The sequence below is a fragment of the Phocaeicola coprophilus DSM 18228 = JCM 13818 genome (assembly GCF_000157915.1).
Taxonomy (GTDB): domain Bacteria; phylum Bacteroidota; class Bacteroidia; order Bacteroidales; family Bacteroidaceae; genus Phocaeicola; species Phocaeicola coprophilus.
In genome coordinates, this window is sequence record NZ_EQ973644.1 from 39,952 (window position 1) to 56,701 (window position 16,750).

Annotated in this window: 15 protein-coding genes and 1 pseudogene; 11 read left to right on the forward strand and 5 right to left on the reverse strand. The window is 45.9% G+C overall.

The features are described 5' to 3' along the window. The 3 genes from BACCOPRO_RS11350 to BACCOPRO_RS11360 form a co-directional block, all read left to right on the forward strand. A partial coding sequence (locus BACCOPRO_RS11350) for an aldo/keto reductase (RefSeq protein WP_008143775.1) occupies window positions 1-328 on the forward strand: 328 nt, incomplete at its 5' end. Between the two features lie 93 nt (window positions 329-421). After that, window positions 422-1,516, forward strand: coding sequence for a Nif3-like dinuclear metal center hexameric protein (locus BACCOPRO_RS11355; RefSeq protein WP_008143780.1), 1,095 nt, complete (start codon window positions 422-424; stop codon window positions 1,514-1,516). 4 nt (window positions 1,517-1,520) lie between these two features. Then, window positions 1,521-2,318 carry a zinc ribbon domain-containing protein gene (locus tag BACCOPRO_RS11360; protein ID WP_008143782.1) on the forward strand — a complete coding sequence of 266 codons (798 nt, stop codon included), beginning with the start codon at window positions 1,521-1,523 and terminating at the stop codon, window positions 2,316-2,318. A gap of 107 nt (window positions 2,319-2,425) precedes the next feature. On the opposite strand, the gene BACCOPRO_RS11365 is transcribed toward BACCOPRO_RS11360, so the two are convergent. The 4 genes from BACCOPRO_RS11365 to BACCOPRO_RS11380 all read right to left on the reverse strand — a co-directional run bounded on the left by BACCOPRO_RS11365 (window position 2,426) and on the right by BACCOPRO_RS11380 (window position 6,467). After that, entirely contained in the window at window positions 2,426-2,968 is a 543-nt protein-coding gene (locus BACCOPRO_RS11365; protein ID WP_008143783.1) for a DUF4890 domain-containing protein, read from the reverse strand. 101 nt (window positions 2,969-3,069) lie between these two features. Next, window positions 3,070-4,827, reverse strand: a complete 1,758-nt coding sequence (locus BACCOPRO_RS11370) for an alpha-L-fucosidase (RefSeq protein WP_008143786.1) — start codon at window positions 4,825-4,827, stop codon at window positions 3,070-3,072. Between the two features lie 142 nt (window positions 4,828-4,969). Beyond that, the gene (locus tag BACCOPRO_RS11375; RefSeq protein ID WP_008143787.1) at window positions 4,970-5,971 is read right to left on the reverse strand and encodes a LacI family DNA-binding transcriptional regulator; all 1,002 of its coding nucleotides are present in this window, start codon (window positions 5,969-5,971) and stop codon (window positions 4,970-4,972) included. Window positions 5,972-6,017: 46 nt separating this feature from the next. Continuing rightward, window positions 6,018-6,467 (reverse strand): type I restriction enzyme HsdR N-terminal domain-containing protein, encoded by a 450-nt coding sequence (locus tag BACCOPRO_RS11380; RefSeq protein WP_008143789.1) that lies wholly within the window; start codon window positions 6,465-6,467, stop codon window positions 6,018-6,020. 217 nt (window positions 6,468-6,684) lie between these two features. On the opposite strand from BACCOPRO_RS11380, the gene BACCOPRO_RS11385 reads away from it, so the two are divergent. The 5 genes from BACCOPRO_RS11385 (at window position 6,685) to BACCOPRO_RS11405 (ending at window position 11,446) form a co-directional block, all read left to right on the forward strand. Next, on the forward strand, window positions 6,685-7,461 hold the full coding sequence (locus BACCOPRO_RS11385) for an AMP nucleosidase (protein WP_008143791.1): 777 nt from the start codon (window positions 6,685-6,687) through the stop codon (window positions 7,459-7,461). A 10-nt stretch (window positions 7,462-7,471) separates the two neighbouring features. Then, the gene (gene holA, locus BACCOPRO_RS11390) at window positions 7,472-8,488 is read left to right on the forward strand and encodes a DNA polymerase III subunit delta (protein WP_008143792.1); all 1,017 of its coding nucleotides are present in this window, start codon (window positions 7,472-7,474) and stop codon (window positions 8,486-8,488) included. Between the two features lie 743 nt (window positions 8,489-9,231). Continuing rightward, entirely contained in the window at window positions 9,232-9,681 is a 450-nt protein-coding gene (locus tag BACCOPRO_RS11395; RefSeq protein ID WP_008143794.1) for a helix-turn-helix domain-containing protein, read from the forward strand. An 89-nt stretch (window positions 9,682-9,770) separates the two neighbouring features. Further along, a complete protein-coding gene (locus tag BACCOPRO_RS11400) occupies window positions 9,771-10,547 on the forward strand; it encodes a dihydroorotate dehydrogenase electron transfer subunit (protein WP_008143795.1) in 777 nt (258 codons plus the stop codon). After that, window positions 10,535-11,446: a dihydroorotate dehydrogenase gene (locus BACCOPRO_RS11405; RefSeq protein WP_008143796.1), complete on the forward strand. Its 912-nt coding sequence runs from the start codon at window positions 10,535-10,537 to the stop codon at window positions 11,444-11,446. The genes BACCOPRO_RS11400 and BACCOPRO_RS11405 overlap by 13 nt, the downstream gene beginning before the upstream one ends. A 154-nt stretch (window positions 11,447-11,600) precedes the next feature. On the opposite strand, the gene trmD is transcribed toward BACCOPRO_RS11405, so the two are convergent. After that, window positions 11,601-12,281: a tRNA (guanosine(37)-N1)-methyltransferase TrmD gene (trmD, locus tag BACCOPRO_RS11410; RefSeq protein ID WP_008143797.1), complete on the reverse strand. Its 681-nt coding sequence runs from the start codon at window positions 12,279-12,281 to the stop codon at window positions 11,601-11,603. A 102-nt stretch (window positions 12,282-12,383) separates the two neighbouring features. Here trmD and ligA point away from each other — a divergent pair, with 102 nt between their 5' ends. From ligA to BACCOPRO_RS11425, 3 genes and pseudogenes are all read left to right on the forward strand, one after another. Beyond that, a complete protein-coding gene (gene ligA / locus BACCOPRO_RS11415; RefSeq protein WP_008143798.1) occupies window positions 12,384-14,381 on the forward strand; it encodes an NAD-dependent DNA ligase LigA in 1,998 nt (665 codons plus the stop codon). Between the two features lie 107 nt (window positions 14,382-14,488). Further along, window positions 14,489-15,381, forward strand: a pseudogene (gene dapA, locus BACCOPRO_RS11420) (4-hydroxy-tetrahydrodipicolinate synthase). Between the two features lie 404 nt (window positions 15,382-15,785). Next, window positions 15,786-16,562 (forward strand): hypothetical protein, encoded by a 777-nt coding sequence (locus BACCOPRO_RS11425; protein WP_008143803.1) that lies wholly within the window; start codon window positions 15,786-15,788, stop codon window positions 16,560-16,562. Window positions 16,563-16,750: the final 188 nt, after the last annotated feature.

Sequence of the window (16,750 nt, forward strand, 5' to 3'; positions counted from 1 at the left end):
CGGTGCTCATGACCACCGCTCCTATAATCGCGACGGTGCTTATTTTGACAAAGGGGAAACATTCTCCGGAGTAGACTATCAGAAAGGACTTCATGCCGCTGCACGGCTGAAAGAACTGCTTCACACAGACCGGTTGGCACAAGCAGCCCTCCGTTACATTCTGATGTACCCTGCTGTCAGCACCGTAATTCCGGGAGCCAGTTCACCCGAGCAGATCACAGCCAACGCACAAGCATCCGGCCTGCCTCCATTTACAGAAGAAGAGATGAATATCGTCCGGAAAGTATACGACGAGGAAATCAAACCTCTGGTACACGGCTGCTGGTAAACGGAAACTCAAGATAAAAACACGGAAATCAGTGTAAAATTTCGATTATTTCCCAACTTTTGCTTATCTTTGCACAAGTTATTTTCGCGAATCATGAAAATTAAGGAAATTGTAAATGCCCTTGAGATGTTCGCGCCTCTGCCTTTGCAGGACGGATTCGACAATGCCGGACTGCAAATCGGATTGACAGACGCGGAAGCTACAGGGGCTTTGTTGTGTCTGGACGTAACGGAAGCTGTTGTGGATGAAGCTGTCACACTGGGATATAACCTCATCGTGTCACATCATCCGCTGATCTTTAAAGGGTATAAATCCATTACCGGAAAGGATTACGTGGAACGCTGTATCATGAAAGCCATCAAGAATGACATCACGATCTTCTCCATGCATACCAATCTGGACAACGCTCCTCAGGGAGTAAACTACAAGATAGCCGAAAAGATCGGACTGCAGAACATCCGTATCCTTGACCCAAAAGAAAATGCATTGCTCAAGCTGGTCACTTTCGTACCGGCAAAAATGGCCGGCATTGTCCGTCAGGCTCTTTTCGAAGCCGGTTGCGGATGTATCGGCAACTATGATGCATGCAGCTACAATGTGGAAGGGGAAGGGACTTTCAGAGCACAGGAGGGAACACATCCCTATTGCGGCAAGATCGGTGAACTTCACAAGGAACCTGAAACCCGGATTGAAACAATCCTGCCTGCCTATCTGCGAAGTGCTGTCACGAAAGCCCTGCTGGCTGTTCATCCTTACGAAGAACCGGCCTATGACTTTTATCCTTTGGCCAATACGTGGAATCAGGTAGGGTCCGGAATCATCGGAGAACTGAAAGAGCCGGAAACAGAAACCGATTTCCTGAAACGGATCAAGAAGACATTCGAAGTAGGATGTGTGAAACATTCCCGCCTCAACGGACGACTGATCCAGACGGTGGCCCTATGTGGAGGAGCCGGCGCTTTTCTCCTGCCGAAAGCGGTCAGCCAACGGGCAGATGTGTTCATCACCGGTGAAGTGAAATACCACGATTATTTCAGTTATGAACACAGCATCCTGATTGCGGAGATAGGACATTATGAAAGTGAACAATATACAAAAGAAATATTTTATTCAATCCTAAGGGAAATGTTTCCGGCACTGGAAGTACAGATGACCCGTGTCAATACAAATCCCATTAAATATTTGTAAGATTATGGCAAAAGAAGCAAAGAAAGATCCTACGGAAATGAGCGTAGAACAGAAGCTGAAAACTTTGTATCAATTGCAGACCATGTTGTCTGAAATCGACAAAATCAAGACACTGAGAGGGGAGTTGCCTCTGGAAGTGCAGGATTTGGAAGACGAAGTTACCGGTTTGAGTACCCGTATCGAAAAAATCAAAGGCGAAATTGAAGAACTGAAGTCCTCAGTAGCCAGCAAAAAGATCGAAATCGAAACTGCCAAAGCTTCTATCGAAAAATATAAGAACCAGCAGGATAACGTACGCAACAACCGCGAATACGACGTGCTGACCAAAGAAATTGAATTCCAAAGCCTGGAAGTAGAACTGTGCGAAAAACGTATCCGCGAATACACAGCTTCTATCAAAGCTAAGGAAGAAGAAATCGAAAAGAGCAACCAGACTCTGGAAGAACGCCAGAAAGACCTGGAAATCAAGAAAAACGAACTGGACGAAATCATCTCTGAGACCAAACAGGAAGAAGAAAAGCTGAGAGAAAAAGCCAAAAACCTGGAAACAATGATCGAACCGCGTCTGTTGCAGGCTTTCAAGCGTATCCGTAAGAATTCCAGAAATGGTCTGGGTATCACTTATGTACAGCGTGATGCCTGTGGTGGTTGCTTCAACAAGATTCCGCCTCAGAAACAGCTGGATATCCGTATGCGCAAGAAAATTATCGTATGCGAATATTGCGGACGAATCATGATCGACCCGGAACTGGCAGGCGTAGTCGCTGAAAAGCAACTGGAAACAAAGATCAAAACTAAATAATCATTGCTTGTTCTCAAGCTCGATCCTTTAGAAAGAAATTCCCCGTGTCTTCCGGATATTCCGGACTGCACGGGGAATTTTTTATCTCCCGGACGCTATCTGGGAAATCATTTTTCCTCTGAAGGAACCTCTTCAGGTTTAGGAGGCTCGGGGAGTGGTTTCTGCTTCATTCCCAACCACTGATCATACTGGGCTTCCGTCAGAATCTTCTTCATTTTCTTGTTCTTTTTCTCGATACGTTTCTGAAGATCTTCCTGTTTTTCCTTCGGGCCTGCACCCATTGGCATGCCTCTCATTCCTTCTCCTTCAGGACACGGACCTCCCATAGGCGGCATTCCTCCATCGTGAGGACGAGGACCTCTTCCCGGCATTCCTCCCGGCATTTCAGGACGTTGGAAACGCTTCTCAAACAATTCCCGCTGCTCTTTCAAGAGCAACTTATAGACTTTTTTGTACTGTTTTTCCGTCAGATCCAGTTCTTTTTTAAGATGTTCTGCTTCTTTTCTGGCCGTCTTTTCCGGATTGGGAATTTCACGGAAGTGCTCTTTCTTCGGTTCGGATCCGGCACTTCCTTCAGACTGAGCCATACCCTGCATGGAGAATAACATCATACCCATGCAGAGCAAGGCATACTTCATTTTTCGTTTCATGTGCAAATCTTCTTTTATTAATACACAACAAAAGTAGAATCTCCACTTCAAACTGAAAAATAGAATAGACTAACGGAAACTTTTCAACGATTAACGAAGGATTACAGGCTCCATTTACCCTGTAATTCCACGACCGTAGCAGGTTCGTTGAACTGGACTGAACTGACATCTATGACGCACATATTACGTTCGGCATCCTGTTCCACCTTTACTGCTTTGTTGCCATGAAGCATACTTGCCTTAACCTTGCCTTTGTCAAAGGTACAGGGCAGTTCAATTTTTCCACTTTCCGGTTTGCCATACATAATAAGGTACAGTCTGTCATCTCCTTTGCGGGTAATCCGGCCCCATTCAAATTCTTTATCAAAAGGATTTGCGCGAGTTCCATAGATGGCTTCTCCATTGGTTTTCATCCATTTACCGATTTCCTTAAAGAGTCTGATGCTCTCTTCAGGTATTGATCCGTCACTCTTGGGGCCGATATTCAACAGGAAGTTTCCTCCCCGGCTGACCACATCAACCAATTCATGTATCAGCTCCTCAGAGGTTTTCCATTTCTGGTTATCCGCGGAATATCCCCATGTACCGTTCAGCGTCTGACATGCTTCCCAGTCTCCATCAATTCCATTAGCAGGGATATGATGTTCTGCAGTAGAGTAGTCCCCTTTCCAGGTTGGAGTCACCTTGATACCTCCTTCACTCAGGTGATTGTCCGAATGATAAAGACGGTTATTCTGAATAGCTTTGGGGTATTTGTCAAACAAGGCTTTCATCAGACGGGTAGCTCCCCACGCATAGTCTCCCTGAAATTTAGGCTGGCTGAAATCCCACCATACCAGATCTACCTTATACTGGTTGATCAATTCGTTGAAGATCGTGAACAAGTATTCTTTGTATTTTTCGTGGTTACCGAAATGACGTTTTCCCTGTTTCTCAGCTTCATAGTTTCCGGCAGGATAGGAGATACCCGATCCGCTGGGATCATAATCCGGATGATTCCAGTCCAGCAGAGACACATAATAACCGGCCTTCATGTCATACTTCTTACATGCCTCGGAATACTCCCTGGCGATATCAATTCCTTTCAGATTCACCACATTAAAATCATATTCGGGAGTATTGAACATATTGAATCCCTCGTGATGTCTGCTTGTCAGTACAGTGTAGGTACAGCCTGCTTCCTTGGCCAGTTTGACCCATTGTTCAGCCATACCGCTCTGTGGATTGAAGCGGGGAAGAGCTTCTTTCTTATAAGTATCAAAATCGGCGCCAGACTGCATCTGAATCCATTCCACACATCCTTCATATTTTTTCCCCTGGAATTCTCCTGCAAGTCCTGAATAAAGACCATAATGGATAAACATACCGAACTTGCCGTCTCTCCACCATTTCATTCGGGCATCCCGCTGCTCCTTTGTCTCATACGGAGCTCCTTCATTGCCTCTGCGCTCATCGTATACCAGTTCCTGCAGATAGACAGCCTTTACAAAACCATTGATAGTAGTAGATATGTTTTCAGCCTGTAAAGTTCCTGCCATAGACAGGCGCTTGACAGCATCCTTCATTTCGAGTTGCTCCTTCAGGGCACCTTCATAGCTGTCTTTCAGTTCTTTCGGACAAGTAGGATAGGTTAATTGCAATACAGCTTGCAGGGAAGGATCATTCTGACATTTCTTCTGCAATTCAGCCAGCACTTTCTGGGTTTGTTCCCAGTCGGCAGCTGAATGCATCTCATTGAGTGCACGAGTTGCAGCAGCATAAATGTTACATAACTCCTTAAAATTATCGGAATGAATGTCCGTTCCCCAGCAAAAGCTTGATAAGGCAAGCATGGCACCTGTTAAAATCGTTTTTTTCATGGTGTTTTATTTAATTAGTTGATTATAAGTTACAAAGAATTTATTCTATCCTTTTTCTCTTAGTTGTGCACACGTGTGCATTGCAAAAGTAGACATATTTTTCATATTTGCAAAATATAAAATAAGAATTAAGCGCTTTGGATTATATACTTCCTCTTTCCTGCAATTCCAGAGGCAATACGATATCTTCCTTGATATTTTCTCCGGATTCGATTTCACGCAGCAACAGATTTAGCAACGATTCCGACAGAAGATCTATTGAAGGGGATAAGGTTGTCAGTTCCGGATCGCATACAAGTCCCATGGGATTGTCATCAAATCCCACGACAGCAACCTCATCCGGAACAGAAACGCCATGCTCTTTCAGATATTTGATAACCCCAATGGCAACCTCATCATTTATGCAGACAATCGCATCCGGTCTTTCGGAGGAACTGAATAGAATAGAAGCCGATTTATAACCGTCAGCTATAAATATCTGTCCGGCAGGAACACATTTCTCATAAGAAAGTCCTGCCTCACGGACAGACTGAAAGTAAGCCTTCAACCGGTCTTCGAATATCTGAGTATATCCGTCATACGATATATATGCAATTTTCTTTTTCCCCAGTTCTACCAGTCTGTCTACCACCTGCTTCATTGCCTTTCCGTTATCCAGCACAATCGTAGAGCAGACAGTCTCCTTCGGAACACGGTCGAAATAAACCAGCGGAATGTTCTCTTCGGTCAACCTGTCAAAATGCTCGGTAGAGGATGTCCTCAGACCAACGGAGGCAGCCACTCCTGCAACACGCAGGCTGATCAGGGAATTTATGATATCTTTCTCGACGTTGGGATCGTCATTCGACTGGAAGATCATGATCATGAACCCTTTTTCCCGTGCCATTTCAGTAATCATCGAAATGATTCTGGAAAAGAAATGATGCTTCAGATCAGGTATGATGAAAGATATGACTTTCGTTTTTCCGTTCCGGAAGTTCTGGGCTAAAATATTGGGAGTATATCCCATTTCCCTGGCTGCCTGCAGGATCATGTTCCTGGTATTCTCATTGACCTTTGTGCTTCCCTGCAATGCACGCGAAACCGTAGCATGGTGTATTCCCAATTCCTTTGCTATATCTTTTATGGTAACTTCCTTTTTCATATCCTGGTTACGAATTACATACCTCTGTCCATATCAGACAAGAGGTTCACAGTTCTGTATAATGAGGGATTCCCGGAAGAAAAACATAGGTCTGGTTCGCATAGTCCATCCGGCAACAGTAATGATTCAGTCCGTTGCTGACAATCAGATAATCCACCTTAAGCACCATGTTATAGCGGGTAATCTGATCAAATACAGCCTGAGTAATCTCTACGGTAGGAGCCTTGTATTCCACAATCATCCGGGCCGTCAGATCACGGTTATACAACACCGTATCACAACGTTTGCGGGTACCGTTCAGGTTAATCTGCACTTCATTGGCCAGCAACCCCTGAGGATATCCTTTTTCTTTCAGCAGAAAATGGGTAAAGTGCTGGCGTACCCATTCCTCCGGGGTCAGGGCAACATAACGGCGGCGGATCACATCAAATATCACGTTTTTACCGTTCCGCTGGGTAATTCTGGCATCAAAAGCAGGCAGGTTCAATGCAAACATAGGCGTTTTTCTATCACAACGCAAAGATACTTCATTTTCTCAAAAGTGCATAAAAGCCTGAATACTTTCCACAATCCGGAGACTTCCTGCATGAGAAAATGTCAACTTTCCTTTTGCTGTCTGCATTATTATTGTACATTTGCGTTTACAGAAAGTTGTTTCTTCCCGGAAGCATTTCTGATATATTCCTATTTAGCAACACAAATTCTGGAATCTTATGAAAACAAAAGAAGAAATCGTAGCCAACTGGCTGCCTCGTTACACCAAACGGAAACTGGAAGACTTCGGCGAATATATCCTGCTGACGAACTTCAACAAATATGTCGAGATTTTTGCAGAACGGTTCAATGTGCCTATTCTGGGACGTGACGCCAACATGACTTCTGCACACGCAGAAGGAATCACCATCATCAATTTCGGTATGGGAAGCCCCAATGCAGCCATCATCATGGACCTGCTGAGTGCCATACATCCCAAGGCATGCCTGTTCCTGGGCAAATGCGGGGGAATTGACAGAAAAAACCAGATCGGTGATCTGATCCTGCCCATTGCAGCCATCCGTGGAGAAGGAACTTCCAATGATTACTATCCGCCTGAGGTTCCTGCCTTGCCGGCTTTTATGTTGCAGAGAGCCGTGTCGTCATCCATCCGTGACCACTCCCGCGACTACTGGACAGGAACCGTCTATACAACCAACCGGCGCATCTGGGAACACGACGAGGAGTTCAAGAAATACCTGCTAAAGACAAGAGCCATGGCAGTCGATATGGAAACCGCTACCTTATTTACTACCGGCTTTGCCAACCATATCCCGACAGGAGCCTTACTGCTGGTTTCCGACCAGCCCATGATTCCGGAAGGTGTAAAGACAGAGCAGAGTGATACCATGGTCACCCAGCGTTTTGTACACGAACACGTAGAGATCGGTATCGATGCCCTGCGTATGATCATTGATGAAAAGAAGACCGTTAAACACTTGAAATTTGACTGGTAATTTTACCATTATGGCGAAAGAAACTACATACGAAGAGATAGCCCGCAACCTGAAAAACAAGATCTATTCTCCCGTCTATTTCCTGATGGGAGAAGAAGATTATTACATCGACCGGATCTCTGATTACATCATGGATACCGTCCTGACAGAAACAGAAAAAGAGTTTAATCTGACGCTTCTGTACGGATCAGATACCGATATCGTATCGATTATCAATGCTGCCAGACGCTATCCGATGATGTCGAAATACCAGGTTGTCATCGTCAGGGAAGCCCAGAATCTTAAGAATCTGGATGAGCTGATTCACTATCTGCAGAAGCCGATGAGCTCAACCATCTTAGTAATGTGCTACAAGCACGGAACTCTGGACCGGCGAAAAAAGATTACAGCCGAACTGGAAAAGGCCGGAGTATTATTTGAATCCAAGAAGCTGAAAGATACCCAGCTGCCCGGATTCATTTCATCCTATCTGAAGCGCAAACAGGTGGAAATTGAACCGAAGGCATCAGAGATGATGGCCGAATTTGTCGGAACAGATTTGAACCGGATGGCAGGTGAATTGGAAAAATTAATTATCACTCTTCCGGCCGGACAAAAACGGATTACAGCCGAACAGATTGAACGGAACATCGGCATCAGTAAAGATTATAACAATTTCGAATTAAGGAATGCCCTGATTGAAAAGGATGTGTTCAAGGCAAATCAGATAGTAAAATATTTTGAAGATAATCCCAAGAATAACCCTTTGCAGGTCACGCTGGCCGTACTCTTTAATTTCTTTTCCAACCTGATGCTGGCTTACTATGCACCCGACAAATCCGACCAGGGAATTGCCAGTCAGCTGGGACTTCGCTCACCCTGGCAGGCCAAAGACTACATGGCAGGCATGCGCAAATATACAGGGGTCAAAGTTATGCAGATTATCGGAGCCATCCGCACCTGTGATGCGAAGTCTAAAGGCATAGACAATCCGTCCATTCCGGACGGGGAACTCCTGCGTGAACTGGTCTACTTTATCCTTCATTAAATCCTCCAGGCCCCGTCTGTTCCTCCGGAAAACAGAATACTTCCCAAAATCACTGAGATTTTAAAAATCGTGCACGACTCTTCGGTTGGCTGCAAATTTTAAAATCTCAGTGATTTGTCTTTTTCTCCCGATAAGGTGAAGAGTCATCAGGATAAACAGATGTACGCAAGAGCAGAAGAGAACCTGCATAAATCACATGAGTAAAAACCATCTCAGTCCTTTTATAGAGAATTATATCCAATTGTAAAATATCGGTTATTACAAATGGAATATTACAAATGTAATAGGGTGGAAATGTTTATTTTTCTAATTGATATTACAAAAGTAAAAGCACTGTATTACAGACAGAAAGATCATACTTACAAGTCTAAACGTTACAAATATAATTGTATATGTATATTTATAGACTGACATTTTTAACTTATAAACAACAGATAACCAGTACAATTAAGTAAAATATACCGAAAGTCAACTTTAACTAAAACACTTTACAAGCACCTATTGCGTCATATACAGATGGAAATAACAACATATCTAGACAGACACCGCTATAAACCAATATTTTATATCTAATAATTAAAGTTATTAGAGAAGCATACAAGAAACCTTTTACAATTGTATCCATCCTACATAAATACAGATGTATAAGATTTATTCCATTTGTAATTATAGACAAATAGATATGTAAATTTGCTTTTGTGAAAAGTAATTCTTACCTTTGTAACACATAAATCCATTTGTAAATGAAAGATCGAATTCTTCAAATCATGCAGAAAGAAGGCCTCTCCAATGTAGAGTTTGCCGAGAAACTGGGCATTTCCACCTCATCCTTGTCCCACATATTCAGCGGACGCAACAAACCTAGCCTTGAGGTAGTTATGCGTATCCATAAAGCATGTCCATATATAAACTTAAACTGGCTTTTGTATGGTGACGGAGAAATGGAAGAGACTACTTCCTCAATCAGTCATGTCGATCTGTTTACTCAGACGCCTGAGAATCGAGAAATTCCGGCCGAAGAGCCGGCCGGCGCAGATTTTCGCAAGGAAAACCCATCAGGAAGTCCGGTTTATGTGCCTAAAGAAATTGTAAGAGAGGAAGTTAAGTACATCGAAAAGCCTCATCCGAAAATTACTGAAATAAGAATTTTCTTCGATAATGGAACATATGAAGTGTTCAAACCGGAAAAATAATCCGGTGTCATAAACCTCGGCCAGCTTTTGCCGGTATTTTAGGGTAAATTCGTTATCTTTGCAAGGAGAATGAATTTACCCTAACTTTTATGAAAAAATACGTATTAGATTTAACGGTCACAGAGAACATTCGCTTGCATGCGAACTATGTTCTGATCAAGTTAACTCAATCAGATCCGCTTCCCGAAATGCTTCCGGGACAATTTGCGGAGATCCGCGTGGACGGCTCGCCTACAACCTTCCTGAGACGTCCCATTTCTATTAACTATGTAGACAGAAAGACCAATGAAGTATGGTTCCTTGTACAGCTGGTCGGCGACGGAACCCGGAAACTGGCTACCGTACAAAAAGGCGATACGGTCAATGTCGTACTGCCTTTGGGCAACGGTTTCTCCATGCCGGAATCACCGGAGAAGAAAGTACTGCTTATCGGAGGTGGCGTAGGTACAGCACCGATGCTTTATCTGGGCGAAGCCTTGCTCAAGGCAGGCTGCAAGCCTACATTCCTGCTGGGTGCACGCTCCAAGAACGATCTGTTGCAGTTAGACCAGTTTGCTGCTTTCGGAGAGGTTCACACCACAACAGAAGACGGAAGCATGGGCGAAAAAGGTTATGTAACCATGCACAGCGTACTGGCCAACAACCAGTTTGACATGATTTATACCTGCGGTCCCAAGCCGATGATGATGGCTGTGGCCAAATATGCCAAGGCACACAACATTGAATGCGAAGTCTCTCTGGAGAATACAATGGCCTGTGGTGTAGGAGCTTGCCTCTGCTGCGTGGAAAAGACAGACGAAGGTCATGTGTGTGTATGTAAAGAAGGTCCGGTTTTTAATATCAAGAAATTATTATGGCAGATTTAAGTATAAACATCGGTAAATTGGAAATGTCAAATCCGGTGATGACCGCATCAGGTACATTCGGATACGGACTGGAATTCCAGGACTTTGTAGATCTGGAAAAGATCGGCGGCATCATTGTAAAAGGCACAACCCTGCATCACCGCGAGGGAAATCCTTATCCCCGTATGGCAGAAACTCCTATGGGAATGCTGAACGCCGTAGGATTGCAGAATAAGGGTGTACACTACTTTGTAGACCACATTTACCCGCAAATCAAAGATATCCGGACCAATATGATTGTAAACGTATCCGGTTCACAAGTGGAAGACTATGCCGAAACTGCCAGCATCATCAACGAGCTGGACCATATTCCTGCCATTGAACTGAATATCTCATGTCCGAATGTAAAACAGGGAGGTATGGCATTCGGAGTCACAGCCAAGGGAGCAGCCGAAGTAGTCAGTGCCGTGCGTAAGGTGTACCACAAGACTCTGATCGTAAAACTGTCACCCAACGTAACCGACATCACGGAAATCGCACGGGCGGCTGAAGGAGCCGGAGCTGACAGCGTTTCACTGATCAACACCTTGCTGGGTATGGCCATTGATGCCGAAAAACGCAAGCCCATCCTCTCCACCGTCACCGGCGGAATGAGCGGTGCTGCTGTAAAACCGATTGCCCTGCGCATGGTATGGCAGGTAGCCAAAGCCGTACAGATTCCGGTAATCGGACTGGGAGGAATCATGAACTGGAAAGATGCCGTAGAGTTCCTGCTGGCCGGCGCCAGTGCCATCCAGATCGGAACGGCCAACTTCATCGATCCGGCTGTTACCGTGAAAGTGGCAGAAGGTATCAACGACTATCTGGACCGTCACGGATACAATTCCGTACGCGACATTATCGGTGCACTGGAAGTGTAATCCATTAAGAATTATCTTTACATCAGACCGAGTATAAAATCACCGGCATACCGTTGCTCCTTTTTCAGGACAACCGGTATGCCGGTGAACTTTTTTCCGGAGGGAGAAAGAGTCATCCGATCTTTCCGGAACCTCCGGGAATCCGTATTGTCAATTATTTTCCTTCCAGCAAATCGGGGCGGAGACGCTGCGTCCGTTCCAGAGACTGCTGGAATTCCCACTCCCGGATCTTCGCTTCATGGCCGGACAAAAGCACATCAGGCACCTTCCATCCGTTGTATTCTGCCGGGCGCGTATAAACCGGAGGAGCCAGCAGATTATCCTGGAAAGAATCTGACAAAGCCGACTGCTCATCAGAGATCACTCCCGGAATGATACGGACGATCGAGTCAGCAATCACAGCAGCTGCCAGCTCTCCGCCGGTCAGTACATAGTCACCGATACTGATCTCTTTCGTGATGAAATGTTCCCGGATACGATAGTCGATCCCCTTGAAATGACCGCAGAGGATAATCAGGTTCTGACTCATGGAAAGCGTATTCGCCATCTTCTGGTTAAACTGCTCCCCGTCGGGAGTCGTAAAGATCACCTCGTCATAGTGCCGTTCGGCTTTCAGTGCCGAGATACAGCGGTCAATGGGTTCAATTTTCATTACCATTCCCGCACATCCTCCGAAGGGGTAATCATCCACCTTCCGATAACGGTCGTAAGCATAGTCGCGCAGGTTATGAATGTGAAACTCTGCAATCCCTTTTTTCTGTGCACGGCTCATGATGGAATAATTGAAAAATCCCTCGATCATTTCCGGCAAAACGGTTATAATATCTATTCTCATACTGGCTTGTTATTTTTTGCAAAAGTACGAATATTCTGCCTTACCCACATCGCCCTCCCGCACATTTTTGCTATTTTTGCAGGAAACTCATTTTTGAATATCATGACCGAAACAGAAAGAATAGACCAGCTGCGAGAAGAATTACATCGCCATAACCACAACTACTATATACTGAATGCGCCCGTCATCTCCGATCAGGAGTTCGACAAGCTGATGCGGGAACTGCAGGATCTGGAAGCCCGGCATCCGGAACATTTCGATCCCACTTCGCCGAGCATGCGCGTGGGCAGCGACATCAACAAGGACTTTGTCCAGGTGGAGCACAAATATCCGATGCTTTCGCTGGGCAATACCTATTCCGAAGACGAAGTGACCGAATTCTACGAACGTGTCCGCAAGTCGCTGAATGAAGACTTCGAGATCTGCTGTGAAATGAAATTCGACGGGACCTCCATTTCGCTGACCTACGAAGACGGCCGGCTGATCCGTGCCGTAACCCGGGGCGACGGAGTGCGCGGTGACGACGTAACAGACAATGTAAAGACCATCCGCAGCATTCCGCTGGTGCTTCATGGAACCGGTTATCCGAAAAGTTTCGAGATCCGCGGAGAGATCCTGATGCCCTGGACCGTCTTTGAAGAACTGAACCGGGAACGGGAGCTGCGCGAGGAACCTCTCTTTGCCAACCCGAGAAATGCCGCTTCTGGAACCCTGAAGTCACAGAACTCGGCTGTTGTAGCCGCACGCAGACTGGATGCGTATCTCTATTACCTGCTGGGAGACAACCTGCCTTGCGACGGACACTACGAAAATCTGCAGGAGGCCGAAAAATGGGGATTCAAGATTTCAAAAATCACCCGTAAGGTACATTCCCTGCAAGAAATTTTCGATTTCATCAAGTACTGGGATGTGGAACGCAAGAACCTGCCTGTAGCCACCGACGGGATTGTCCTGAAAGTAAACTCCCTCCGCCAGCAGCGTAATCTGGGCTACACGGCCAAGTCTCCACGCTGGGCCATCGCCTATAAGTTTCAGGCTGAACAGGCACTGACCCGTCTGCTGAAGGTCACCTATCAGGTGGGACGCACCGGAGCTGTCACCCCCGTAGCCAATCTGGAACCGGTACAACTGTCAGGAACCGTCGTACGCCGGGCTTCACTCCATAACGCGGATATCATTGCCTCGCTCGACCTGCATCTGGGCGACAACGTCTATGTAGAAAAAGGCGGGGAGATCATTCCGAAAATCACCGGGGTGGATCTGGCTTCACGTCCGGCCGGAAGTGAGAAAGTGACCTTCATCACTCATTGTCCAGAATGCGGAAGCAAGCTGGTACGCTATGAAGACGAAGCAGCCCACTACTGTCCCAATGAAACAGGATGTCCTCCGCAGATCAAAGGAAAGATCGAACACTTTATCAGCCGGCGTGCCATGAACATCGAAGGACTGGGCCCTGAAACCGTCGACCAGTTCTATCAGGAAGGCCTGATTCACGATGTAGCCGATCTTTACACCTTGCGCAAGGAAGACATCTGCCGCCTGGAACGGATGGGAGACAAATCGGCTGAAAATATCATTCAGGGAATCCGGAAGTCAACGGAAGTACCCTACGAAAGAGTACTCTTCGCCCTGGGCATCCGTTTTGTGGGAGAAACCGTCGCCAAGAAAGTTGCCAAAGCCTTTACTTCCATTGATGCCCTCGCACAGGCCACACTTGATGATCTGATCCATGTGGACGAAATCGGAGAGAAGATAGCCCAAAGCATCCGGCTGTATTTCTCCGACGAGAAAAACCGTTCCCTGATCGAACGCCTGCAACAGGCCGGCCTGCAACTGGCTGCCGGAGAAAAGGATCTGTCCGACCACACTGACAAACTGCAGGGCCAGTCCATCGTCATCAGCGGCGTCTTTGCCCGCCATTCCCGCGACGAATACAAAGAACTGATCGAGAAACACGGAGGCAAAAATGTGGGCAGCATCTCCAGGAAAACCAGCTTCATTCTGGCCGGAGAAAACATGGGTCCCAGCAAACTGGAAAAAGCAGAGAAACTGGGCATCCGCATCGTGAACGAAGAAGAATTTTTGAAAATGATTGACTAATCAGGCACAAGCCTTACGGATTGCACGGAAAAAAATGCCGGACATTTCATTTTAATAGAAAATATTCGTATTTTTGTGCATTGTTAGAATGCGTTTATAATTCATTTATGATACAAAGAAAGCTAAGAGGAATGGGAGTCGCACTGATCACTCCCTTCAATGAAGACGGAAGCGTAGATTATGAGTCGCTGATGAGACTGGTCGAATACCAGGTACAGAACGGGACAGACTTTCTGTGCGTACTGGGAACGACAGCCGAAACACCGACCCTGACTGCCGAAGAAAGAAAAAAATCAAGGAAACGGTTGTCGAACGTGTCAACGGACGAATTCCCATCCTGCTGGGAATCAGCAGTAACTGCACGCAAACCGTAGTCGACACGCTGAAGAACGATGATTTTACGGGAGTGGATGCCGTACTGGTAGCCGTTCCTTACTACAATAAACCTTCCCAGGAAGGAATTTATCAGCACTACAAGGCCATTGCCAAGGCTACAGACCTTCCTGTTGTGCTCTACAACGTTCCCGGACGTACGGGAGTGAACATGACGGCCGAAACCACCCTTCGCCTGGCACGTGACTTCGACAACATCGTTGCCATCAAGGAAGCTTCCGGAAACATCACCCAGATGGATGACATCATCAAAAACAAGCCTGAAAACTTTGATGTCATTTCCGGTGACGACGGAATCACATTCCCCCTGATCACTCTGGGAGCTGTGGGAGTCATCTCTGTAATCGGGAATGCCTTTCCGCGTGAATTCAGTCGCATGACACGTCTGGCTCTGGCCGGAGATTACGCAAGCGCCCTGACCATCCACCACAAGTTTACCGAGCTGTTCAAGCTGCTTTTCGTTGACGGTAACCCGGCAGGAGTGAAAGCCATGCTGAACATGATGGGCATGATCAAGAACCGCCTGCGTCTGCCGCTGGTGCCCACCCGCATCACTACCTACGAAGAGATGCGCAAGATTCTGGACGAATTGAAAATCAAATACTAGAAATTCCTGCAAAGCCGCAAGGAGAAAGGGAGAAGATGCCGACATACCATCTTCTCCCTTTCTCCTTTATTTCATCCTGCCTGAATCTCCATTTTCTTCAGTTTATTTCTACCGCTTTAAAATTATTTTCAGAAAAGCCTTTGATACCTCAAAAATGAAAGACTTGGTATAGATCCCTCAATGGACTCTTATAAATGTCAATATGACACTGAGCATGTATAATAATTGGTCCTAATTTATACCCTCCGGAAATCTGTTTCTCCAGTTCCTATATGAATCAACAAAGTTTTCAGAAGAAGTTAATAAATGCAAAATAATCTCTTAATCCTTTTATTTTTATTATGAAATGTCCTTATTTTTTGTTTACTTCGCATAAGTAAATTAATACTAATAACCTGATACTTATGAATCTCTATAAATACATCCTGTCCATCCTTTTCCCGGTTGTTCTTTCCGTGCTCACTTTCTCATGCAAAGAGGAAGCAGGTATCGAATTGTTCCAAAACCTTGATATCGTAGGCGAAGTTCCCATTCAGGAAGGCAGCCTGAGATGCACTGTTCTTCACGGAGGCACCATCAATGTATACGGAGGAGTGGGGAAGTATGACGTTTTCTCCAGCGATGAAGAAACCGTTCAGGTAGAAATGGTAGAAAACCGTTACATGCGTTTCTATGCTCTCAAAAGCGGACAGGCTACACTTACAGTCATGGATGACGCGCACAATGCATCTGAGATCCGCATCAGTGTCGAACCCTATCTGCGCAATATCTGGCTTTATGAGGTGGGCTATCAGGTGACGGCTGACAATGAAGAACTGCGCACCTGCATCGAAGAAGAACTCGCTGTCTCCGAAACATGGCGTGATGCCCGTCTTCAGTTGCTTTTTGACACTTCAGAGGGAGGATCCTGCCAGATTTATTCCGGTAATTCAGCCCTTACTGATGAAGGTACGAGATTCACCTGGACCCCGGAAGGAGTTACCGTTATTTCTCCGGAAGGCAACGAATTATACCTGTCCCGTTCCGAAGACTTCCTGCTTCCGGAAAATATCCGGAAAAGCCGTGCACTGGGACCTGTGCATGGCGCATGGGAAATGGATCTGACCGAAGAATTCCGGACTAAGTATCCGTCCGTAAAAAGCGTCAGAAAGATTCTCTTTTACACCTATTCTGCTGATTGAATAAAAACGCCGAAGCCTTTTACTTAAAACGCCGAAACGTTTTGCAGAAAAGCCCGAATTCTTTTATAAAAACCCTTCGTTGCAAACGTGCAGACATTTCGCCAGAATCGTGCAGACGATGCAGCTTTATCGACCGCACGATCACCCCACAACGACCGCACGATTCGGCTCAATCGACCGCACAATTC